This is a genomic window from Pseudonocardia abyssalis, assembly GCF_019263705.2.
GTDB classification, from domain to species: Bacteria; Actinomycetota; Actinomycetes; order Mycobacteriales; family Pseudonocardiaceae; genus Pseudonocardia; species Pseudonocardia abyssalis.
Map to the genome: position 1 here is coordinate 6251978 of NZ_JADQDK010000001.1, position 21252 is coordinate 6273229.

At 71.7% G+C, this 21252-nt stretch carries 24 protein-coding genes and 1 tRNA gene; 16 read left to right on the plus strand and 9 right to left on the minus strand.

Annotated elements, in window-relative coordinates:
• Window positions 1-10: 10 nt before the first annotated feature.
• The 4 genes from I4I81_RS30785 to I4I81_RS30800 all read right to left on the minus strand — a co-directional run bounded on the left by I4I81_RS30785 (window position 11) and on the right by I4I81_RS30800 (window position 3680).
• Window positions 11-1390, minus strand: coding sequence for a BPG-independent phosphoglycerate mutase family protein (locus I4I81_RS30785; protein ID WP_226363654.1), 1380 nt, complete (start codon window positions 1388-1390; stop codon window positions 11-13).
• A gap of 124 nt (window positions 1391-1514) precedes the next feature.
• Window positions 1515-2054, minus strand: coding sequence for an adenylyltransferase/cytidyltransferase family protein (locus I4I81_RS30790; protein WP_218601154.1), 540 nt, complete (start codon window positions 2052-2054; stop codon window positions 1515-1517).
• Window positions 2051-3280 carry an acyl-CoA dehydrogenase family protein gene (locus I4I81_RS30795; protein ID WP_218601155.1) on the minus strand — a complete coding sequence of 410 codons (1230 nt, stop codon included), beginning with the start codon at window positions 3278-3280 and terminating at the stop codon, window positions 2051-2053. The genes I4I81_RS30790 and I4I81_RS30795 overlap by 4 nt, the downstream gene beginning before the upstream one ends.
• A gap of 160 nt (window positions 3281-3440) precedes the next feature.
• Window positions 3441-3680 (minus strand): hypothetical protein, encoded by a 240-nt coding sequence (locus I4I81_RS30800; RefSeq protein WP_225924740.1) that lies wholly within the window; start codon window positions 3678-3680, stop codon window positions 3441-3443.
• Between the two features lie 48 nt (window positions 3681-3728).
• Here I4I81_RS30800 and I4I81_RS30805 point away from each other — a divergent pair, with 48 nt between their 5' ends.
• The 3 genes from I4I81_RS30805 to I4I81_RS30820 all read left to right on the plus strand — a co-directional run bounded on the left by I4I81_RS30805 (window position 3729) and on the right by I4I81_RS30820 (window position 5983).
• Window positions 3729-4148 carry an NAD(P)/FAD-dependent oxidoreductase gene (locus I4I81_RS30805; RefSeq protein WP_226363655.1) on the plus strand — a complete coding sequence of 140 codons (420 nt, stop codon included), beginning with the start codon at window positions 3729-3731 and terminating at the stop codon, window positions 4146-4148.
• Window positions 4145-5146: a WhiB family transcriptional regulator gene (locus I4I81_RS31725; RefSeq protein WP_372453520.1), complete on the plus strand. Its 1002-nt coding sequence runs from the start codon at window positions 4145-4147 to the stop codon at window positions 5144-5146. Before I4I81_RS30805 ends, I4I81_RS31725 begins: the two co-directional genes overlap by 4 nt.
• Before the next feature lie 486 nt (window positions 5147-5632).
• Window positions 5633-5983 (plus strand): DUF732 domain-containing protein, encoded by a 351-nt coding sequence (locus tag I4I81_RS30820; RefSeq protein ID WP_218601157.1) that lies wholly within the window; start codon window positions 5633-5635, stop codon window positions 5981-5983.
• Between the two features lie 273 nt (window positions 5984-6256).
• Here the strand turns inward: I4I81_RS30820 and I4I81_RS30825 are convergent, their stop codons facing one another.
• The 3 genes from I4I81_RS30825 to I4I81_RS30835 form a co-directional block, all read right to left on the minus strand.
• Window positions 6257-7177, minus strand: coding sequence for a hypothetical protein (locus tag I4I81_RS30825; protein ID WP_218601158.1), 921 nt, complete (start codon window positions 7175-7177; stop codon window positions 6257-6259).
• A 109-nt stretch (window positions 7178-7286) separates the two neighbouring features.
• Window positions 7287-8159, minus strand: coding sequence for a DMT family transporter (locus tag I4I81_RS30830; protein WP_218601159.1), 873 nt, complete (start codon window positions 8157-8159; stop codon window positions 7287-7289).
• Window positions 8160-8936, minus strand: coding sequence for a GntR family transcriptional regulator (locus I4I81_RS30835; protein WP_218601160.1), 777 nt, complete (start codon window positions 8934-8936; stop codon window positions 8160-8162).
• Window positions 8937-9065: 129 nt separating this feature from the next.
• On the opposite strand from I4I81_RS30835, the gene I4I81_RS30840 reads away from it, so the two are divergent.
• The 10 genes from I4I81_RS30840 to I4I81_RS30885 are packed head-to-tail and all read left to right on the plus strand — an operon-like array spanning window position 9066 to window position 15091.
• Window positions 9066-9518, plus strand: coding sequence for a plasmid replication, integration and excision activator (locus I4I81_RS30840; RefSeq protein WP_225924741.1), 453 nt, complete (start codon window positions 9066-9068; stop codon window positions 9516-9518).
• Window positions 9508-9882 carry a hypothetical protein gene (locus I4I81_RS30845; RefSeq protein WP_218601161.1) on the plus strand — a complete coding sequence of 125 codons (375 nt, stop codon included), beginning with the start codon at window positions 9508-9510 and terminating at the stop codon, window positions 9880-9882. The genes I4I81_RS30840 and I4I81_RS30845 overlap by 11 nt, the downstream gene beginning before the upstream one ends.
• Window positions 9879-10250, plus strand: coding sequence for a hypothetical protein (locus I4I81_RS30850; protein ID WP_218601162.1), 372 nt, complete (start codon window positions 9879-9881; stop codon window positions 10248-10250). Before I4I81_RS30845 ends, I4I81_RS30850 begins: the two co-directional genes overlap by 4 nt.
• On the plus strand, window positions 10247-10429 hold the full coding sequence (locus tag I4I81_RS30855) for a hypothetical protein (protein ID WP_218601163.1): 183 nt from the start codon (window positions 10247-10249) through the stop codon (window positions 10427-10429). The genes I4I81_RS30850 and I4I81_RS30855 overlap by 4 nt, the downstream gene beginning before the upstream one ends.
• Window positions 10426-11055, plus strand: a complete 630-nt coding sequence (locus I4I81_RS31330; protein ID WP_218601164.1) for a hypothetical protein — start codon at window positions 10426-10428, stop codon at window positions 11053-11055. The genes I4I81_RS30855 and I4I81_RS31330 overlap by 4 nt, the downstream gene beginning before the upstream one ends.
• Window positions 11056-11057: 2 nt before the next feature.
• On the plus strand, window positions 11058-11870 hold the full coding sequence (locus tag I4I81_RS30865) for an FtsK/SpoIIIE domain-containing protein (RefSeq protein ID WP_218601165.1): 813 nt from the start codon (window positions 11058-11060) through the stop codon (window positions 11868-11870).
• 17 nt (window positions 11871-11887) lie between these two features.
• Window positions 11888-12106, plus strand: a complete 219-nt coding sequence (locus tag I4I81_RS30870) for a hypothetical protein (RefSeq protein ID WP_218601166.1) — start codon at window positions 11888-11890, stop codon at window positions 12104-12106.
• The gene (locus I4I81_RS30875) at window positions 12103-13737 is read left to right on the plus strand and encodes a replication initiator (protein WP_218601167.1); all 1635 of its coding nucleotides are present in this window, start codon (window positions 12103-12105) and stop codon (window positions 13735-13737) included. Before I4I81_RS30870 ends, I4I81_RS30875 begins: the two co-directional genes overlap by 4 nt.
• Window positions 13738-13754: 17 nt before the next feature.
• Window positions 13755-13943: a helix-turn-helix transcriptional regulator gene (locus I4I81_RS30880; RefSeq protein ID WP_185719359.1), complete on the plus strand. Its 189-nt coding sequence runs from the start codon at window positions 13755-13757 to the stop codon at window positions 13941-13943.
• Window positions 13943-15091, plus strand: a complete 1149-nt coding sequence (locus I4I81_RS30885; RefSeq protein WP_218601168.1) for a site-specific integrase — start codon at window positions 13943-13945, stop codon at window positions 15089-15091. Before I4I81_RS30880 ends, I4I81_RS30885 begins: the two co-directional genes overlap by 1 nt.
• Before the next feature lie 59 nt (window positions 15092-15150).
• On the opposite strand, the gene I4I81_RS30890 is transcribed toward I4I81_RS30885, so the two are convergent.
• Window positions 15151-15224 (minus strand) — tRNA-Arg (locus tag I4I81_RS30890).
• Window positions 15225-15345: 121 nt separating this feature from the next.
• Here I4I81_RS30890 and I4I81_RS30895 point away from each other — a divergent pair.
• Complete coding sequence (locus tag I4I81_RS30895; RefSeq protein WP_218601169.1) at window positions 15346-16146, plus strand: PP2C family protein-serine/threonine phosphatase; 801 nt, start codon at window positions 15346-15348, stop codon at window positions 16144-16146.
• 29 nt (window positions 16147-16175) lie between these two features.
• Window positions 16176-18152 carry a putative bifunctional diguanylate cyclase/phosphodiesterase gene (locus I4I81_RS30900; protein ID WP_218601170.1) on the plus strand — a complete coding sequence of 659 codons (1977 nt, stop codon included), beginning with the start codon at window positions 16176-16178 and terminating at the stop codon, window positions 18150-18152.
• Here the strand turns inward: I4I81_RS30900 and I4I81_RS30905 are convergent.
• The gene (locus I4I81_RS30905) at window positions 18149-18739 is read right to left on the minus strand and encodes a hypothetical protein (RefSeq protein ID WP_218601171.1); all 591 of its coding nucleotides are present in this window, start codon (window positions 18737-18739) and stop codon (window positions 18149-18151) included. The two genes, I4I81_RS30900 and I4I81_RS30905, sit on opposite strands and share 4 nt — an antisense overlap.
• 50 nt (window positions 18740-18789) lie before the next feature.
• Here I4I81_RS30905 and I4I81_RS30910 point away from each other — a divergent pair, with 50 nt between their 5' ends.
• A complete protein-coding gene (locus I4I81_RS30910; RefSeq protein ID WP_218601172.1) occupies window positions 18790-20973 on the plus strand; it encodes a bifunctional copper resistance protein CopD/cytochrome c oxidase assembly protein in 2184 nt (727 codons plus the stop codon).
• Window positions 20974-21252 lie beyond the last annotated feature (279 nt).

Below are 21252 nucleotides of genomic sequence, written 5' to 3' on the forward strand. Positions count from 1 at the left end.
GACGTCGTACTCACGGAGCAGGGCTGGACGGCATCGGTTCGGGATCGTCCGGCAGGGCCGACGTCACCCGTCGGGTGGCACGGTGGCCCAGGAAGACAGGTCGGTTGGCGTGCGCGAACAGCAGCGGCAGCAGCTCCGCGGCCCGGACGGGGCCGTACCAGCCGTGCCGGGCGGGCGCCTCGCCGAACGCGGTGACGCCGTCGGGTCGCACCCCCGGCCCGGCCACGACCAGCGGGGTGGGGTCGGCGGTGTGCAGCACCCCACCCACCGACGGCGTGGCGTGGTCGCCGGTGACGGCCACGACGGCGCGCCCGGCCAGGTCCGCGAGCCCGGTGAGGCCGCGGTCGGCCGCTTCCAGCACCTCCCGCTTGGCGTGCGGCCGCTTCGTGTGCCCGGCCTCGTCGGTGGCTTTCGTGTGGACGTGGACGAACCGCGCGCCGCCGGTGATCAGCTCGTCGGCCGCGGCGAGCCGGGTGGCGAGGTCGGCGGCGACGTCCGGCGAGGCGGCCACGTGCCGCAGCTCCGTGCCGAGCACTCCGGCCAGGCCGCGGTAGAGCCCGGTCTGGGTCACCAGCGCGCCCGCCACGCCGTTCAGCTCCGTGAACGTCGGGATCGGGGTGCGGTCGCCGGACCACTTCGTGGTGAGCACGTCGAGCGGGGGCAGACCGTCGGCGGTGCGGCGGGCGTTCACCGGGTGGGCGCGGAGCACGGCGCGGGCGTCGAGCAGCAGCGCGTTGAGCGTCTCCGCCGTGGCCGTGCCCTCGGGCGAGGTGGGCAGCACCCGCAGCCACGGGTGCCGCTCGGCGAAGAACGGGTCGGAGTCGGTGACGGCGCCGCTCGCGTGCCCGGCCAGCGTCAGCAGGGCCTCGCCCCTCCCGCGCAGGGCGCGCAGCGTCGCCCCGTGTCGGGCGGCGACGGGGGAGAGGGCGTCGAAGAGGGTCGTGACGTCGGAGGCGTCGTCCGCCGCGGCCCGGCCGGTGATCCACACCCGGCCGTCGTGGGTGGACGACGCCCGCAGTGCGGCGTGCGTCACGGCCGTCCCGTACGGCACGTCGAGGCCCGCGCCGACGGCCTCCAGCACGGCCCGGCCCGGGAACGGCACGTCGGCGAACCCGAACATCGCCCAGTGCGCGAGCTCCGACGCGGGCGCCGGTCCCCACCCGAACGGCAGGTGCCATCCCGACGCCCCGCGCGCGGCCAGCGCATCGAGCACGGGGGTGTGGGCGGCCTCGGCCGGGGTGCGGCCCCCGAGCTCGGGGACCGGGCGGTCGCCGAGCCCGTCGAGCACCACGAGGACGACGGGGACCCGGTCGTCGGGCAGCCGCGGCTGGGTCTCGCCGTGGTGGAACGTGCCGTCGGCGCGCGGGAGCACCGCCTCCGGCGGCCTCACCGGCACCCCGACCGGCGCACGCTCACGCCCCGACCCGGGGGACGGGTCGTACGCACCCCCGCGAGCCGGGGTCCCGTAGTGCGCGGGTCGGGGTCTCCGGGAGCTCGGGTCGGGGCCGGGGCGGTCACCGGCGGGCCGCCATCGGGGCCACGGCGAGGATCTCGGCGAGCAGGGGCGCCACACCCGGAGGCACCGCGTCGTGCCAGCCTGCATCCGCCGCGAGCAGGACGCGGACCTCGGTGGCGGAGCGCTTGGCGGCCGGGTCGCCGTCGAGAACGGTCACCGGGTAGCCGCCCGCCACCAGCGCCTCGGCCTTCTGCCGCTCCCAGCCGTGGTAGGCGCGCACGTACTGCCGGGCGTCGAGCGGGACGTAGTCCGCCCAGACCGTGGGGCGGGTGAGGTCGAACGGCGCGATCGTGGTGCGGTCGGCCCACCCGGCCCCGGCGAGTGCGGCGGTCAGCAGCCGGGACCGCTCGTAGTAGGTGAACGGGTTGGCCGCCCGGGTGTGCCGGTGTGCCGACGTGGACTCCTCGTGGCGGGCCTCGGTGTCCGGGTTCGTCACGGCGACGATCACGTGGTCGCACTCCGCCAGCGCGACGCCGATCAGCTCCAGGTGCTGGTCGTGAACGGGCTGGAACCGGCCCGTGACGCAGCCGGTCGTCACCGCAGCAGCCCCCGGGCGATGGCGTTGCGCTGGATCTCCACCGTGCCGGCCGGGATCTTCAGGTTGCGAGCCACCCGGAAGAGCTTCTCCTCCGGCGAGCCCTGCAGGAGTCCCGTGCCGCCGTGCACCTGCACCGCGTTGTCGGCCACCCGGAAGAACGCCTCGTCGTTGACCACCTTGATCAGGCTGACCAGCCGCGGTGCGTCGGAGTGCAGCGGGATCGAGAACGGCCCCAGCTCGTCGAGCTCGGCCTGCGCGACGAGCGACGTGGCGCGGGCGGCGTAGACGTCGGTGTCCATGTCGGCGATCAGGTGCTGCACGGCCTGCAGGTCCGCGATCGGCCGTCCGCCGGACTGCCGCGTGCGCGCCCGGTCGATCGCCCGGTCCACCAGCCAGGAACCCCAGCCGGCGCACATCCCGCCGCGGCACATCCGCCGCCAGTTGATCCACGCCATGGCGAGCGCGAACCCGTCGCCGACCTCGCGCACCACGTTCTCCGCAGGCACCCGGACGCCGTCGAAGTGCAGCTCGCCGGTCAGGCCGTCGCCCAGCATCGTGGGGATGTCCCGGCCGCGGGTGACGCCCGGCGCGTCGGCGTCGACGAGGAACATCGACAGCGACCGCGTGCCCGCCCCGGCCTCGGTGACGGCGACGACCTGCAGGACCTCGGCGAAGTGGGAGTTGGTGATCCATGCCTTGGCGCCGTCGAGGATCCAGTCGGTGCCGTCGCGGCGGGCGCGGGTGGTCATGGCGAGGACGTCGGTGCCCACCGAGGTCTCGGTGTTGCAGAACGCCCCGGTGATCTCCCCGGCCAACAGCGGCTCGAGGTAGCGGCCGCGCGCGGCGTCGGAGCAGTGCTCGATGGCGGGGCTGACGCCCTCGGTCCAGCCCAGCGCGGCCAGGCCCAGTCCGAGGCCGGAGCTGCGGTAGACGTACTCCTCGACGTGCTGCATCTCCACGCGGGAGAACCCGTCGCCCCCGGCCCCGGTGGAGATGTGCGGGTTGTAGAGCCCGGCGCGGGCGGAACGTCTCTGGACCTCGCGGCGCGCCGCCCAGACGACCGGGTGCATCCGGCCGTCGGCGTCGAGGGCGGGCCGCCACACGGTACCGACGCCCGCCGCGGCGAGCCCGGCCTCCACGGACGCGACCTCGCTGTCGAGGAAGGTGCGGAAGCGGGTCGTGTAGTCGGTGACGCGTCTCGAAGCGGCCACGGTGCCGGTGGTCATGATCCGACCGTAGCCATCGCGTCCGGGCCGCGATAGCACGCTCGGCCGCCCCGGCCCGCCACTCGCCCGGGTGATGCCGCAGGCCTGCCGGAACCGGTGGTGGAGGTGCGCGACGATGCACGGCGCCCGCGCGTCGGGATCGTCGTCCGGATCACCCGGGTCAGCCGCCGGAGGAGAAGTCGTTGCCGTCGTCGTCGGTGTAGAGCAGATCGCCGTCGCAGGTACTGATCGATCCGCTGTCGAAGAACTCGGTCCGGCACTCCGGTTCGCTCGAGGTGCCGCCTCCGCCTCCGTCTCCGCCGAGGAGCGAGGACACGAGCAGGACCATCCCGACGACGAGGCCGCCGACGAGCAGCAGGATCGTGCGGATGCCGGTGGCGGGTCGGGGGGTGTCGTACATGGCGGGCTCCTGGTGGCTGCGACGTCCGGGGGTGTGCACCAGCTTCCGGTGGCGGGACCTTCTCGTCTGTGCAGAAGTACCCGTCCACAGCGGTCGCTCGCCGCAGTTCACCGCTCCGGAACCGATCACTACTCCGACCACCCGGACCCGGCCCAGCCGGAGCAGGCCGTCGCGAAGATCGCGCACCGGTTCCCCGGGCCGCCGGACGCGGCCGTGAGCAGCACCTACGCCGGTTGCTACGACGTCACACCCGACTACAACCCGGTGATCGGCCCCACCGGCGTCGACAGGCTGCTCGTCGCCGCCGGCTTCAGCGGTCACGGGTTCAAGACCTCGCCCGCCGTCGGCGAGCTGGTGGCGCGTCTCGTCGTCGACGGGGGCGACACCTCGTTCCCGCTCGGCCGCTTCGCTGCGGGCACCCCGCTCACCAGCCCGCACCCCTACGTCGGCGCGGGAGAGATGCGGTGAGGCCCGACCACGGACCGGCCGCGCGCGAGGTCGACCGTCCCGCGCCGTCGGACGGACTGTTGGAGCGGGCACCCGCGGTCCAGGTACGGCGGTACCGTCTCGCCGTCGGAGCCACCCTCGGCGACCTCGCGACCCGGACCGGCATCTCGAAGGCGATGCTGTCGAAGATCGAGAACGCCCAGACCTCCTGCAGTCTCACGACCCTGGCCCGCCTCGCCGCCGCGCTCGACGTGCCGGTCACCGCGCTGTTCCGCGGCGCCGACACACCGCGCGAGGCCGTGTACACCCCGGCCGGGGAGGGTGCGCGGATCACCGCCCGCGGGACCCGTGTCGGCCACTACTACACCCTGCTCGGCTACACCCTGCTCGGCGCCCTGCGCGGCCGGCACAAGCGCATGGAGGCCCACCTCGTCACGCTCACCGAGCGCCGCGAGGTGTTCCCGCTGTTCCAGCATCCGGGTACGGAGCTGCTGTTCGTGCTGGAGGGCGAGATGGCCACGGCCACGGCGACTCCGGCTACACCCTGCGCCCCGGTGACGCCCTGCAACTCGACGGCGAGGGCGTGCACGGCCCGCAGGAGCTGGTGGAGCTGCCGATCCGGTTCCTCTCGGTCGTGGCGTACGGCGACCGCGAGCGCTGAGCCGTCGGTCGCTCTGCGTCGCGGTGGATCAGTCGATCGACCGATGTGGACGTGCCGGACGTTCGACAGGGTGGGGTCCATGGGGGGATCCATACCGAGCACGACCGACCCGACCTGGCAGCGCCCCTGCCACGTCCACGACCCGAACCTCTGGTTCGCCGAGACACCGGCCGACCTGGAGACGGCCAAACGACACTGCGGGAGCTGCCGCATCCGACCCGCCTGCCTGCGCGGAGCGCTGAGCCGCGGTGAGCCGTGGGGTGTGTGGGGAGGCGAGATCCTCGACCGGGGCGTGGTGGTCGCGGTCAAGCGCCCCCGCGGCCGCCCGCCGAAGGCCGGTGGCCGGTGGCCGGCGTGAGACCGTGACCTCGGTGTGGTGCCCTCGGCAGGACTCGAACCTGCGACCTAGAGATTCCGAGTCGGTGTCCCGGGACGGTGCCGCGTGGTGCCGGACAGTGCCGCTGAGCTGGGCGGACAGTTCCGGCGCCTACGCGACATCTGGCGTCGTTCCTGGCCGTTCCAGGTAGGTAAATGTGGGATGCGATCTTGAACCGACCCGCTGCGGGGTTCGGCCCACACCTCCCCGGCTCCCTCGTCCTGGCCGCCTTGCTCGTCGCGGTGGTGGTGTCCAGGGTGGCGCAGCCATCGCGTAGCGACGCCGCAGGCGCCCTGTACTCCGCCGGTGCGACGTGGACGATCAACGGCAGAGGGGCCGTTCCGCATCCTCCTGACCGCGTCGACCGTAGGTGCTTGTGACGCCACGTTTAGGGCGGCATGATCCACGCCACAGTCCGTGATCTGACGATCGGACTCATACGGAGGTCGGGAAGTGACGAGTAGCCGCGTGAGCACCACCAGCATCATCGCTGTGGTGTCATTGGCGCTATTGGGTGGATGTGCAAGTACCGGCGGAAGTGGCGAAGTAGCGGTCGAACCGTTGTCACCGCGGCAGGCGGCGGAGCAGGCGTACATGGCAATCATCGTCAATCAAGGTGCCTTGACTTCGACCGAAGCAGATATGATTGCGTACGGTGATGCGGCGTGCGAGTTCCTGGCGAACTCATCGCAGGTAAATGGCGCCGCGCAGGGTCGAAGGCTCGCTGAGTCAATGTTCGTCCTTCAGGGCGACGTTTCGCAGAGTCAGGCGTCCGCAATATTTGGGGCCGCGGAGAACTCGGGCCTGTGTGAGTCGTAGCCAGTCGCTAGCCGTCTGCGGGTGAACTGATCAGCAAGGGCGATCCCGCTGCGCCGGGCGAGCCCCGCCGGGAGCGGAGCGGCAAGGCGGGGTCTGGCCCGGCGGCGCGCGAAGCGCGCCCTTGATGATGAAAGAGGTCAACGCGGCAACGTGGCGGCAACGGACTTGCGACGGTGCTTCGCTACAGGTGCGGCGAAACCTGCGTCTCGTAGCCCGGACTCGTGGATCTGCAGCCGGCTGGAGCCTGACAGCCGGGGTATCAGCTCCGCTGGCCTACGCCCAACCCAGCGTGTCGCGTGTGTAGACCGATCCAATGATGAGGGCGAGGAAGTTGACAATCTCCGCGAATAGTTCCGCTGGCATCGCCGCCTCGGCTGGAATGTATGCGGCCTGAAATCTTACGAGTGCGTGGTAAACAGACTCCAGGATAACCGTGTGGATCATCTCGGCATCGCTGAAGTCTTCATTCATGTCAGCAAGAAGCAGATTTCCGAGAGGGCTGGGAGAAGGGTCTTCTCGGCGTGACCTGGTGTACTCGAAGACGATCTCCTGAAAGTCTGCTGAGATCATCCATCCGTCTTTTCCATTGGGCAGAAGCGTCCCGATATCAAACGCAATCTGAGCAAGTCTGTCATACAGCTCGTGTTGCAGATCCAGAGTTTCCTTGCCGTCAAGCTCTCCTAAAGATTTCAAGTGAGATATCGTTGCGATGTTTCTCATTGCATGGCGGAAGCGGGTCTTCCATGCCAGAATCTTGACTGCTGGAATATCGAAAGCCTGCCGCTTGTCGAACTTTATGGTTTGGGTTCCCGACTTATCGACGGGGATCCGCTTGGAGTAATCGCTACCATCGGGGATCAGGTACCAGCCACAGTCATTTGTGACGTCCCATCGAACTATTACTGCCAAGTCTGCACTCTTCACCCAGCGGGCGAGATGTCCGTTAGATATTGCGACAGCTTTCGGGGATGCTGAATCGCGGAGTGAGGTTCCCTTGAATCCTTTCACCTGTATCCAGATTTTAGAGTCGTCCATTTCCTGTTCGATACAGGTCTGAACGAGTAAGTCTTCGCCAAAGTCTTCATTGTTGATACTCGATATGTAGTCCGCCAAAGCGCAGACCTTCATCACGGATACTTCCGCAAGATGGCCAATCTGCCGGTTGGCGTCCTTTCTGGGTCTGCCACGTTTCATCGGGGCAAAGTACCCGGCTACCAGCAGGTCATGTCGCACAACTCGACATGCCGCTGTCTTGGCTGGCACCGGCGCGAGCGGGCGGCGTCGTTCCGGGGTCCGATCCGGCCTACCCGGCTACGGGCCGGCCGGCACGGGTGAGGGCGACGCCGGCCAGGATGAGGACACCGCCGATGGGCAAGGTCAAGCTCGCGGGCTCGTTGAGAATCAGGACGCCGAGCAGCAGCGCGATCGCGGGAACCAGGTAGGTCACGACGCTGGCGGCGGTGGCGCCTTCGGTGGCGATGAGCTGAAAGTTGATGATCAGCGCGATACCGGTCCCGATGATGCCGAGGATTAGGACGGACACGGTGGGCAGCGCCTCGGGGCCGTGGATCGCGCCGCTGAACGGCAGGGCTACGGCGAGGATGCCGGTTGCGATCACGAGCTGTGCGACGGTCAGCGTCAGGGGTGAAAGTCCGCGGTTGGTGAGGAAGCGGGCCTGGTAGATGTAGGCCAGTCCGTAGCTGGCTGCGGCGCCGATGCAGGCGAGCACTCCGCCGGTTGTGCCGCTGGCCAAGCCGTTCCACGGCTCGAACACCACAATGACGCCGACGAATCCGAGGGCAACGCCCGCGCTGCGTCTAACTGTAAGCCGGCTGTCGCTGCGGGTCGCTGTCGCGAGTAGCAGCGTCCACAGTGGAGTTGTGGCGTTGATGACGCCAGCCAGGCTCGACGACACGGTCTGTTCCGCAACGGCAAACAGTGTGTAGGGGATCGCATTAGCAATCAGCGCGGAAACGGTGAGGTGAAACCACTTTGCCCGGCCGGCCGGCCGCGGTAGCCGGCGCACGAGCACGATCGGCACGAGCACCAAGGCGCCAAGCGCGAGCCGGGCGAATGTGAGCTGTATTGGGGTGAATCCGTCGAGCGCCAGTGCGATCCAGAAGAATCCCGATCCCCACAGCAGGGCGAGTGCGGCGATCAGGCCGGTGGTGCGCACCTATTCGACGGGGGCGTCGTAGCGCAGTCCCGACAGATCGGCGCGCATGACGAACCGCGTCAGCTCGTAGGGCTCGCCCTCGGTGTCGATGCTGGTGTGTAGGACGTCGAGCACTGGGACGCCGGGGGAGAGCTGTAGGTGCTCCCGCTCGTCGGGGGTGGGCATCCGGGCGCTGATCTCGTCGTGGATGCGGGCCATTAGGTGCCCGCGTTCCTCCAAGATCCCGTGGATGCCGAACGGGTGTCCCACCTCGTCGCGCAGGAGCGCGGTGCTGTCGGCGAGTGCCCACGGCAGCCACGTCGTGACCCGTTGGACCGGGTCGGCGTCGGCCCAGAACACGTTCTCGCGGCGCAGGGCCGACGGGGTGTCGGGGGAGATCTTCAACCGTGCGGCGACGTCGGCCGGCGGGGTGACCCGCTCGACGGACAGCACCTCGAACCGGCCGGCCTTGCCCTGCTTCGCGCACTCCAGCAGGAACGGCGACAGGCCGGTGTCGCGGTAGCGGGGGCTGTAGCGGTCGTTCCCGAGGCGGATCACGGAGATGGCCGGCCGCACGAACACCCCGCGGCCGTGCTCGGCGATGACTAGCCCGCTCTCGGCGAGTAGCCGGATGGCCTGGCGGGCGGTGTTGCGCGCGATGCCGTGGAACTCGGCGAGCTCGCGTTCCGAGGGCAGCTTCGCGCCGGCCGCGAGCTCGCCGGACTCGATGGAAACGCGCAGCTCATCGGCCAGGCGCTCGCTGGCCGGACGACGGTCGCCGCCCTCGGAAGAAGTCATGTCACCCACCGTACTGGCTTGCGCCAGTCAGGTGAAATCCATAGGTCGCCGTTCCTGTGTCATGCGCCACGTGCTCTACTGGCTCAAGCCAGTTAGCCAACTGGCGCAACTCAGTCTCAGGAGTCCTTCGTGTCTGCCAGCAACCAGCGCCTTCCCATCCCGCACGAGCAGATCTTCCCGCACGGCTGCTACCTCGTCACCGACGTCGAGCCGATGCGCGACTTCGACAAGTCCACCCGCGAGAACTTCGTCCAGGCCCTCGACAAGGTCACCGGCCTGCGCCTGTGGTCGGCGATGGCCCACGACGCCGACCCGGACGTCCGTAAGACCGAGAAGACCTTCGAGATCAAGTTCATGGGCGAGGTCCAGCCGGTGCCTCCGCCGACCGTGCCCGGCACGCCGTTCCGGCCGGTCGAGTTCGACGGCCTGACCGTGACGCCCTACATCGACGACAAGGCGTGCAAGCCGGCCCGGCCGGGGGAGCAGCACCGCTGCCGCGCCCGGATCGCCTACAGCCTGCGTGCGATCGGCATGCGCGCCCCGCGCCCGGCCGGGAAGGCGGGTCACAGCGATGCTGCGTGAGATCACCGTGCCCGCCGGCACGACCGTTCCCGACCTCGTCGAGCGCGCGATGCTCCGGTGCTCGCAGGAGTACGGCGAGGCATTGGCCCTGCCCAGCGGCAGCTACGCCGAGCAGGCCCACCGCGCCGAGGCCCTGGCCGCGGTGTGCGAGCGCCGCGCCCGCTGGTGGGGCGTGCTCCTGCGGTGGATCTTCTCTACCGACTGCACCTTGCCGTGGGTGTTCGGCGCCGCCGTACTCGACGCGCGCCGGCGCGACGAGGACGACGCCCGGTTCTGGCGCAGCACCGCCGCCGACTGGCACGCCGAGCACACCGCCCGCGTGATCGGCGACCCGTTCGACCGCACGTCCGGGAGGGCGTCATGAACGGCATCGACGAGCAGCGCTCCCCGGCCCTGGACCGGGCCGCCGAGGGCACCGACGGGTGGGGGCAGGTCGTGCGCCACCAGCGGCACGCGACTCCTGATCACGCCGACTTCTACGCCCTGGCCGGCGAGATCGTCACGACCCTGCACGCGCTCGACGACCTCGCCGAGGTCCTGGCCGGCCAGGTCGCCGGCTACGCGCAGGGCCGGCCCGTCTACGACGACACCCGCACCGTCGACCCGGCCGCCCGGCTCGCCGAGGCCACGGCCCTGCTGCGCGACACCCGCAAGGGCCTGCGCACGACCGTGGTGCCGGCGAACCGGTTCTGGTCCGCCATCGGCCACATCGGAACGGAGACGACGCCATGAGCCACGCCATGCGCACCGACCGCCGCAACCGCCGCGCCCCGGTTGACCGCTGCGAGGTCTGCTGCGCCGTCCTCGGCCGCCGCCCGCAGCCCCACCGTCGCCGCTGCGCCGACCACCTCGCCCAACTCGCCCTCGTGCCCATGCGGGCCGTCGGCCGACGCACCCGGAGGGCCGCATGAACCGCCGCACCGACCCGGACCGCTTCGCCCGCTCGGAGCCGTTCGAGGTCTTCACCCGCCCACAGCGCTCGCGCCCGGCCCGCCTCGCTGGCCTCCTGATCCGCCGCCGCGCCGAGATCGCCGTCATCGTCGCCGGGCTGCTCGCCTGGTCCTGGCTCACCGAGCACCTGCCCACCTGGGGCGCCGGTCTCGTCCTCGGCATCCCGGCCCTGGCGGCGATCGCGGTCCCGGCCAGCCGGCGCTACCTGCACCGCCGCACGCTGGCCATGCTCACCCGCCACCGGCTCCGCTCGGTGTTCGTGCAGCGCCGCGTCATGAACTGGACCGGGAACCTGCCGGTCCTGCTCTGGTCGCGCCCGACCCCGGTCGGGGAACGAGTGTGGGTGCTGCTGCGCGCCGGGATCGACGGCACCGACATCGAACGCAACCTCGCGCACATCGCCTCGGGATGCTTCGCCCGTGACGCCCGGATCAACGTCACCCGCCGGATGACAGCGCTGGTCCTGGTCGACGTCATCCGCCGCGACCCGCTCAGCGGCCCGGCCGCCCAGCTGGCCGCCCACACGACACCGCGCCCGGTCGCCCGGCCGGTCCTGCACAGCGTGCCCACCCAGAAGGGAGCCTGACCATGCGCGCCATCCGCCGCCGATTCCGCCCGCGCGCCTGCCCGATCGACCTCGCGCCCACCTCGATCTGGGACCCGATCCGGCTCGGGATCGACGAGAACGCCTGCCCCGTCGACATCACGCTCATCTACCGCAACATCCTGCTGGCCGGGGAGCCCGGCGCCGGCAAGTCCGGCGGGCTGAACCGGATCACCGCACACGCCGCCCTCGCGACCGACTGCCGGCTGTGGCTGATGGACGGCAAGCGCGTCGAACTCGGCCTCTGGCGACGCGCCACCGACCGGTTCGTCGGCCCCGACCTCGCCGAGGCCATCGACGCGCTCGGGGAGCTGCAGGCCGAGATGGACCGCCGCTACGACCAGCTCGACGCCGACAGCGCACGGCAGATCGAGCGCAACGACTGGACCGACGCGATCATGCTCGTGATCGACGAACTCGCCTACTACTCGGCCACGGCGGGGGACAAGAAGCAGCGCGACCAGTTCTCGCTGCTGCTGCGCGACATCGTCGCCCGCGGCCGCGCCGCCGGCATCATCGCCGTGGCCGCCACCCAGCGCCCCAGCCACGACATCATCCCGGTCTCCTTGCGGGACCTGTTCGGCTACCGGCTCGCGTTCCGCTGCACCACCGAGACCAGCTCGGACATCATCCTCGGCCACGGCTGGCACACCCGCGGCTTCGACGCCTCCACAATCGACCCGGAGGACCGCGGCGTCGGCTGGCTGCTCGCCGAGGGCGGCATCCCGCGCCGGATGCGCTGCACCTGGCTCACCGACGCCGACATCGCGTCCGTCGTCGCGGCGGTGACCTCGTGAACGAGTACCGCCTGATCATGACCAGCATCGCTGGCTTCTGCGGGCTCTGCGCCGCGTCGGGCGTGTGGCCCGCCATCGACACCGTGATGACCGCCGGCCTGCTCGGCCTCGCCGGCCTGGCCCTCGCCGGCCACCTCGCCCGGGCCACCGTCCGAGAGCTGCGGTTCCGCCGCTACCTGAACAACCTGGACGCCCACGACGCGGCCCGCCCCACCCGAGAGGAGATCCCGGCATGACCCCACCCGTGAAGATCGTCGCCCCGCTCGCCCGGGAGCTGGCCGAGGCCGCCGCCACCGAGGTCGGCGCCTGCCTCCGCCCGCTCGCCGTCCGCCGGATCGACACCCAGACCGGCGCCCGCATGGCCGTCCCGATCCCGTGCGGCGCGACCCGGGCCAGTAAGTGCCCGCCGTGCGCCGAGCGCGCCCGCCGGCTGCGGATGTGGCAGGCGCAGGAGGGATGGCACCTCGACACCGACCCGGAGATCGTCACCGCCGAACCGACCGCCGAGCAGCTCGCCGTGATCGGCTACCGGGCCGACCTTGAGTCCGCCCGCGCCGCCGCGCTCGCCGAGAACGACACCGCCGCCGTGACCGACCTGGACCGCGCCATCGGCGACGCCGACGACATGGTCCGGGCGGCCGGCGCCCGCGGCAGCACCCGCCCACCGGGGGAGCGCAAGCCCCGTCGCGTCCGCTCCACGCGCCGCCGGCAGGACGCACCGAACCTGCCCCGGCTGCCCGTCGCCGCCCGCACCGTCGGCCGGACCTTCGACACCCCCGACGGCCGGCGCTACCGGCCCTCGACGTTCCTGACCCTCACCCTGCCCTCCTACGGCCGGGTCTACTCCGACGGCTCACCCGTCGACCCCGACCGCTACGACTATCGCCGCGCGGCCCGCGACGCGATCCACTTCGGCGACCTCGTGGACCGGTTCTGGCAGAACCTGCGCCGCGCCGTCGGGTGGAACGTGCAGTACTTCGCCGCCGTCGAACCGCAGCGCCGGGGCGCCCCGCACCTGCACGCCGCCGTCCGCGGCACCATCCCGCGCAAGCTCCTGCGCCAGGTCGCCGCCGCCACCTACCACCAGGTCTGGTGGCCGGCGCACGACGAACCCACCTACTCACCCGACCGGCCGCCGATCTGGGACGAGACCCGCGAGATCCCCTGCTACATCGACCCCGACACCGGCCGGCCACTGCGCGCCTGGGACGACGTCCTCGACGAGCTCGCGAGGGACAAGGCCGCGCCGCCCGCACACGTGGTCCAGTTCGGCAGCCAGGTCGACGTGCAAGGCGTCCTCGGCGACACCGAGCAGGCCGGCCAATGCCTGCGCTACCTCGTGAAGTACCTGACCAAGTCCCTCGACGAGTGCCACGAACCCGACTCCACCTCCGCGATCGCGCACGTCGACCGGCTCGCCGACGCGCTGCGCTACGAACCGTGCTCGCCCACCTGCGCCAACTGGCTGCTCTACGGCGTCGCACCCGAGAACGCGAAAGCCGGTCTCGTGCCCGGGCTGTGCAAGGGCAAGGCGCACAAGCGCGAGAACCTCGGCTACGGCGGCCGGCGCTGCCTGGTCTCGCGCAAGTGGGCTGGGCGCAACCTCACCGAGCACCGCACCGAACGCCGCGAGCACGTGCTCCGCACCCTAGGTGTCGTCGGCGCTGCGGTCGAACAGTCGACACCGGACGGAGAGCGGGAGCGCTACACCTGGGAGCCGATCCGGCCCACCGACCCCGACCAGCCCGACCGGCTCGAACTGCTGCTCCGGCTGATCTCCGAACGCAAGCGATGGCGCGAGCAGTACGAATGCGCCCGCGACCAGGTCGCCGAGCTTCCGGCAACCGACGATCAACCGGCGGCGTAGGGGAGGAGGTGACAGCGATGCAGGTCAAGAACCGGCTCTGGACTGTGCAGGACGTGGCCGACTACCTCGGCGTCCCGGTCGGCACGCTCTACGACTGGCGCTGCAAGGGCTACGGCCCGAAGGGCAAGCGGGTCGGGCGGTACCTCCGGTACGAGGAGACCGTTGTTCGGCAGTGGTTCGCCCAGCTCGACGGGGACGCCGCCTGATGGGCCGGCCCCCGCTCCCGATCGGGACGTACGGCCACATCCTGACCGTGCGCCTCGACCGGGAGCGGTACCGCTCGTGGGCCAACTACCGCGACTTCGACGGCGTCACCCGCCGCGTGCAGCGCTTTGGCCCGACCAAGCTCGCCGCGGAGAACCGGCTCAAAGAGGCGATGCGTGATCGCAACCGCGTCGCCCTGGACGGCGAGATCACCGGCGACACCCGCGTCAGGGTCGTCGCCGAGATGTGGTTCCGGGAGCTGGACGAGTCCGACCGCGCTCTGCGCACGAAGATCACCTATCGGGACGCCTGGCGACGCTCGGTCGAGCCGGCGGTGGGGGAGCTGCGGCTGAGCGACCTCCGGGTGTCGACAGTGGACCGCGTCATCCGGGAGATCCGGCAACGGCGCGGCTCGGCGTCCGCGCACCACGCCAAGGTGGTCCTCTCGGGCATCCTCGGCCTGGCCGTGCGTCACGACGCGCTCGACGCCAACCCGGTCCGTGAGCTGACACCGGCCCGGAAGTCCAAGCCGGCGCGCGAGGCGATGACGCTCACCGAAGACGGGCTGATCCGGCTACAGGCCTTCCTCGCCGAGTCCGACGACGCGGGCAAGTACGACCTCCGCGACCTCGTCGACGCGCTGTCGGGACTCGGGTGCCGCATCGGGGAGTTGCTGGCGCTCGACTGGACCCGCGTCGACGACAAGGCCCGCACGCTCGCGTTCGAGGGCACGGTGATCCGGGTTCCGGGGGAGGGCCTGATCGTCCAGCCGCACACCAAGGTGCGGGCCAGCATGCGCACGATCACCCCGCCGGCCTGGTTGATGGAGCTGCTCGTGAAGCGGCACGCGGACTCGCACGGCCTGTGGGTGTTCCCCTCCACCGCCGGGACCCTGCGCGACCCGGACAACACACGCAAGCAGCTGCGCCAGACCGTGGCCGGCACGGAGTGGGAGGGCCTTCACCCACACGCCTTCCGACACCTCGTCGCGACCCGGCTGGATGCCGAGGGGCTGTCCGCTCGGGAGATCGCCGATTACCTCGGCCACGAGCGCATCTCCATGACCCAGGACGTCTACATGACCCGCCGCGTGGCCGGCGCCGCCGCGTCCACCGCACTCGACCGCTTCGCACCAGCGCGTAAACGGTAGGTACTCGGTAGATGGATCTTGCATGCGTTTGCAGGCCATCGCGCTGACCTGGTGGTGTGTGCCCCCGGCAGGACTCGAACCTGCGACCTAGAGATTAGAAGGCTCTTGCTCTATCCAGCTGAGCTACGAGGGCCGGGACGGACGAACCGCCCGCTGAAAGCGTAGCGGGCCCCGCACGCACTCCGCGCGGCGAGCAGGACCTCTCCCGGGTGTCGTCGTGGTGGCCGATGTCGACCCCATGAGAAGGTGTGCCCATGCCCCTGACGCTGCGCTCGGCGGCCGGGTCCGACGTGGGTCGGCGCCGTCCGTTGAACCAGGACTCCGCGGTCACGAGTCCGCGCCTGCTCGCCGTCGCCGACGGTATGGGTGGGCACGCGCACGGTGAGGTGGCCAGTTCCGTCGCCGTGACGGCGTTGGCCGACCTCGACAAGGACCTCGCCGGCACCGACCTCGCGGGCCTCGACCTGCTCGGCGTGCTGGCCAGGGCAGTCACCGCCGCGGCCGACCGGCTCACCGGCCTCGCGCGCGAGAACACCGCGCTGCGCGGGTCGGGCACCACGGTCGTCGCCCTGCTCTTCGACGGGGGTCGGGTCGGGATCCTGCACGTCGGCGACTCGCGCGCCTACCTCGTACGCGAGGGGGAGCTGCTGCGTCTCACCCGCGACCACACGCTGGTGCAGGCCCTGGTCGACGAGGGACGCATCTCGCTCGAGGAGGCGCGGGAGCATCCGCGCCGGTCGATGCTGATGCGGACGCTGCAGGACGGCAACACCGTCGAGCCGGACCTGTTCCACCACGAGGCCGAGCCGGGCGACCGCTACCTGGTGTGCTCCGACGGGGTCACCGCGGTGCTCGGCGACGACGAGATCCTCGAGGTGCTGACGTCGGCGGGCGACCCGCAGGCGGTGGTGGAGCGGCTGATCGAGCTCTCCAACGACGGCGGCGGGCCCGACAACATCACCTGCGTCGTGGCCGACGTCGTCGACGGCGACGAGCCGGTTTCCGACGCGGGCCCGGAGCTGGTCGGGGCCGCCGCGGTCGCGCCGCCCGACTGATCGAGCCGGACGGCCCGACTGTTGGCAGGATGAGCGACGTGGCGGCCGAGGTGACCGCGGGGGACGTGGCTCGCCGTACCTCCGTCGGGCTGGTGGTGGTTCAGGACGGCGCCGTGCAGTGGGCCAACGACGCCGCCCGCGACCTCGTCGTCCCGCACGGCGGTTCCTGGCAGGGGCCGGCGTCGGTGGTGCGCCTCCTGCACGCCGTCCGCCCAGGTACCCGGCGCGAGGCGCTGCGCTGGCCGTCGCCGGTGGGCGGCACCCGCTGGTGGACGATCACCTGCAGCCTGCTCGACCCGGGCGGACCGGCACTGCTCTACGAGGTCACCGACGAGACGCCGCGGCAGCTGCGCGACGACCGCAACGACCGCTGGCGCCTCGCGCGGCTCGAGGCGATGGCCGGCATGGGGTCCTGGGAGTGGGACCCGCTGGACGAGCACGTGGAGTGGTCCGACTCGTTGCTGCGCCTGTTCGGCATCCCCCCGGGGGGCACACTCGACCAGGCCGGGTTCGCCAGGCTGATCCATGACGAGGACCGGGAGACGGTCGGCGCGGTGATCGCGGAAGCGCTGCGGACAGGCGCCCCCTTCACCTACACCCACCGCATGCACTCCTACGACCGCAGCACGCTGCGCACGTTCGAGTGCTTCGGCGAGGTGTTCACCGACGCGTCGGGCGCACCGGTGCGGGTGCTCGGTGCGGTGCGCGACGTCACCGAGCAGAGCCGCGCCCGGGCCGAGCTCGCATTCCTCGCCGAGCACGACCCCCTCACCGGCATCGCCAACCGTCGCCGCATCACCGGGCGGCTCGAGGAGTGCCTGGCCGACGAGCAGGGGGCGGCGCTGCTGCTCGTCGACGTCGACAACTTCAAGGACGTCAACGACATCCGGGGCCACGCCGCGGGCGACCGCGTCATGCGCACCCTCGCCGGCACGTTGGGGGCGCAGCTCGGGCCGGACGCGCTGCTGGGCAGGCTCGGCGGCGACGAGTTCGCGGTGGTGGTCCCGGCCTGCGGCGCCGCCGACGCACTGGACCTCGGCGAGCGCCTGTGCGCCGCGGCGCGCGGCACGCAGGTGCCGGGGGAGGGCGACGCCTTGCGCGTCAGCGTCTCGGTCGGGGTCGCGGCGTTCCGGCCGGGTCACGACGTCGAGAGCGCGATGTCGCAGGCCGACCTCGCGCTGTACGAGGCGAAGGGCGCCGGGCGCGACCGGGCGCGGCTGTTCGCCCCCGACCAGTACGACCAGGCGCTGCGTCGCGTCTCGGTCCTGGAGCGCGTCCGGGCCGGGCTCGACCACGGCACCATGACCTTCGACGCCCAGCCGATCCTCGACCTGAGGACGGGCACCGTCGTCCGGCACGAACTGCTGATCCGGCTGCGCGACGGGCTGGAGCCCGCACTCGGGCCCGCCGAGTTCCTGCCGGCGGCGGAACGGACGGACCTGGTGCTGCGGCTGGACCGCTGGGTCCTGGAACGGGCGATCGCGGCGTTGGCGACGCCGTGGGCGCTGGAGTCGCACCTGCGGCTGGAGGTCAACGTCTCGGCGCGGTCGCTCGACGACCCCGAGCTCGGCGCCTGGATCCTGTCGGTCCTCTCGCGCGCCGACGTCGACCCGCGCCGCCTCGGTCTGGAGATCACCGAGACCGCCGCGATCGCCAGCATCGACGCCGCCCGCGACCTCGCCTGTCGGCTCACCCGGGCCGGGTGCGGCTTCACCCTCGACGACTTCGGCGCCGGTTTCGGCTCCTTCTCCTACCTCAAGCACCTGCCGTTCACCGGGATCAAGATCGCCGGCGACTTCGTGCGGCAGCTCGACACGGAGCCGGTCGACCGGGCACTGGTCGAGGCCGTGGTGGGGGTGGCGCACCGGTTGGGGATCGTCACGGTCGCGGAGCAGGTGGACCGGCCGCCGCTGGTCGGCCAGCTCCGCGGGCTCGGCGTCGCGCAGGGGCAGGGCTACCACCTCGGGCGGCCGAAGCCGCTGCGTGAGGTGCTCGCCGCGCTCTAGCGGCGGGCCACGAGCCGCCGCAGGGGGACCGGCAGCCGGCACCCCGGGCCGCAGCGCCGGACGAGCTCCGCGGCCAGCTCCGTGCGGACGTCCGCGGTGAGGTCGGGCCACAACCCCGCCGCGGGGAGGTCCGCGACCGCGCGGCGGGCGGCACCGCCGTCGGGCAGGGGCAGGGTGAACGGGACGCGGTCGTCGGCCAGCACGGCGAAGTCGGCGGCCATGAGCAGCCACGACGCGTCGTCGAGCGCGGCGCGGTGGAGCCATGGCCCCCGGTGCACCGGGCGGAGGGCCCCGCGCCAGCGCAGGTCCGCGACCGAGCGCACCGACACCGACGGCGTGACGACGACGAGCGTCCCGCCGGGCCGCAGGGTGTCCCGCAGCCGGGCGAAGGCCCCGTCGACGTCGACGACGCGGTGCAGTGCCAGCCGCAGCAGGACCCCGCCCGCCCCACCGCGCCCGGGCTCGTCCACGACGAGCCGGCCGCCGACGACACGGGGGACCAGCACCGGATCGAGCCCTCGCAGCGGTGCGGCGGCCCATGCCGCGGCGTCGCCACCGCAGAGTGTGATGAGGGGATCGTCGGCCACCGCCGCAGTGTGCCCGGCCGGGCGTCGGACCTGCGGCTAGCCTGGTTGACATGGCGAAGACCCCCGTCGAGACCGCCGCTCCACCCCGTTCGTCCGGTCCGGCCGGGCTGGTCGCACTGGGGACGGCGATCGCCGTCCTCGTGGCCGCCGGCCTCACCGTCCTGTCCGGCGCCCGCCCGCTCGTCGCGCTCGGGCTGCCTGATCCGGGCGTGCTCACGACGGCAGGGCTGCCCGCCGTGCGGGCCGTCGCCGAGGTGGGGATGGTGCTGACGATCGGCGCGCTGCTGCTCGCCGCGTTCCTGGTGCCCCCGCAGCGGTCGGGGTACCTCGACGTCGCCGGGTACCGCGCGTTGCGGACGGCGTCGTGGACGGGCGCGGGATGGCTGGTCGCCGCGGTGCTGCTGGTGCCGCTCAACGTCGCCGACGCACTCGGCCGCCCGGTCGCGGACGTGCTCGACATCGGGCTGCTCGTCGACGTCGTGCCGCAGCTCGCGGCGTCCACGGCGTGGGCGTGGACCGCGGTGGTCGCGCTGCTCGTCGTCGTCGGGTGCCGGAGCGTGCTCACCTGGGGCTGGACGACGGTCCTGTTCGGACTGTCCGTGGTCGGGCCCCTGCCGGTGACGCTGACGGGCCACTCCGCCGCCGGGGGATCGCACGACCTGGCCACGGACAGCCTGGTGCTGCACGTGCTCGCCGCGTCGATGTGGGTGGGCGGTCTGGTGGCGGTGATCGCGCTCGCCGCCGCCCGCGGCCCCGACCGCGACGCCGCGTTGGGCACCGCCGTCCCGCGGTTCTCGAACATCGCGCTCGTGTGCTGGATCGTGCTGGCCGGCACCGGGATCGTGAACGCGTTGACGCGGATCGCCCCCGGAGCGCTGTTCGACAGCTACTACGGCGCTCTCCTGCTGGCGAAGGCCGGCGCGCTGCTGGCACTGGGTGCGCTGGGCGCTCTGCACCGGCAGCGCACCGTCGGCCCGGCGTCCCGGGGTGAGCCAGGGGCGCTGCTGCGCCTGGGGGGTGTCGAGATCCTGCTGATGCTCGCCACCATCGGGTTGGCGGTCGCGCTGGGACGCACGGCGGCACCGGACGACGGGAGCGGCGCACCGTCGCGGGCGGAGGCGCTGATCGGCTACGACCTGAACGGCCCGCCGACGCTGGAGCGGCTGCTGTTCGACTGGCGCTTCGACCTGATCTTCGGGACCGCGGCGATCGTGCTGGCGGTCGCCTATCTGGTGGGGGTGCGCCGGCTGCGGGCCCGGGGTGACGCATGGCCGGTGGGTCGCACCCTGGCCTGGCTGGCGGGGTGCGCGGCGCTGCTGCTGGCCACGAGCTCCGGGATCGGCCGGTACGGGCCCGCCATGTTCAGCGTCCACATGGGCGAGCACATGATCCTGTCGATGCTGGTGCCGATCCTGCTCGTACTGGGCGGGCCGGTGACGCTCGCGCTGCGGACGCTGCCCTCCGGGGGACGCTCCGGTCCGCCGGGGCCGCGGGAGTGGCTGCTGGCTGCGGTGCACTCCCCGGTGTCGCGCTGGCTGACGCACCCGCTGGTCGCGCTGCCGCTGTTCGTCGGGTCGTACTACGCGCTCTACTTCTCCGGGCTGTTCCCCGCGGCGCTACCCGAGCACGGGGCGCACGTGCTGATGAACCTGCACTTCCTGCTGGTGGGGGCGCTGTTCTTCTGGCCGATCATCGGGATCGACCCGTCACCGAGGCGGTTGCCGCCGGTCGCGCGCCTGGCGGTGGTGTTCGCATCGGTGCCCTTCCACGCCTTCTTCGGGGTGGCGCTGATGAGCAGCGCGACGGTGATCGGCGGCGACTTCTACCGCGCGCTCGCCCTGCCCTGGGTCCCTGACCTGCTGCAGGACCAGCGCCTGGGCGGCGGTCTCGCGTGGGCGTCGGGGGAGCTGCCGCTGCTGCTCGTGGTGATCGCTCTGCTGATCCAATGGTCGCGCCACGACGAACGGTCGGCGCGACGCGATGATCGTCGGGCCGAGCACGACGGTGACGCGGACCTGAAGGCCTACAACGCCATGCTGCACCGCCTGGCGACGGAAACCGGGCCGCCCGTCGCGGAGAGCGACAATCTGAAAAGTTCCCCAGGTCACACCGATCAGGGTGGCGGCACCGCCGAAGGGCGTCCGACGAGCCCACACGGACGCGACGACGTTGCCATCTCCGCAGTTCAGAGCCCTGATCGGGCGTCCCCGGAGCCGCCGGAAAGGTCCCGCTGACCCCGACCGTTCATCGGCGACGAGCGCGACGAGCACGACGCCGGGTGACGGTTACGGGCATGTTTCCGCAGGTCAGCGCGATTCAAGGGCGGCGATTTGACTTGGTGTCAACCCCCCGCGTAACTTTCTCTTTGTCAGCGCGACACCGGACAGAACGAAGCCCCTCAGGGGCCCGGTCACCAGGTGAGCGAGGACCGCCCCACTGGGACCCCCCAGGATCCGCAAGGATCGGGAGGTGTACAGTGGGAACACAGCCCCGGAACGTTGCCGAAAGGTAGC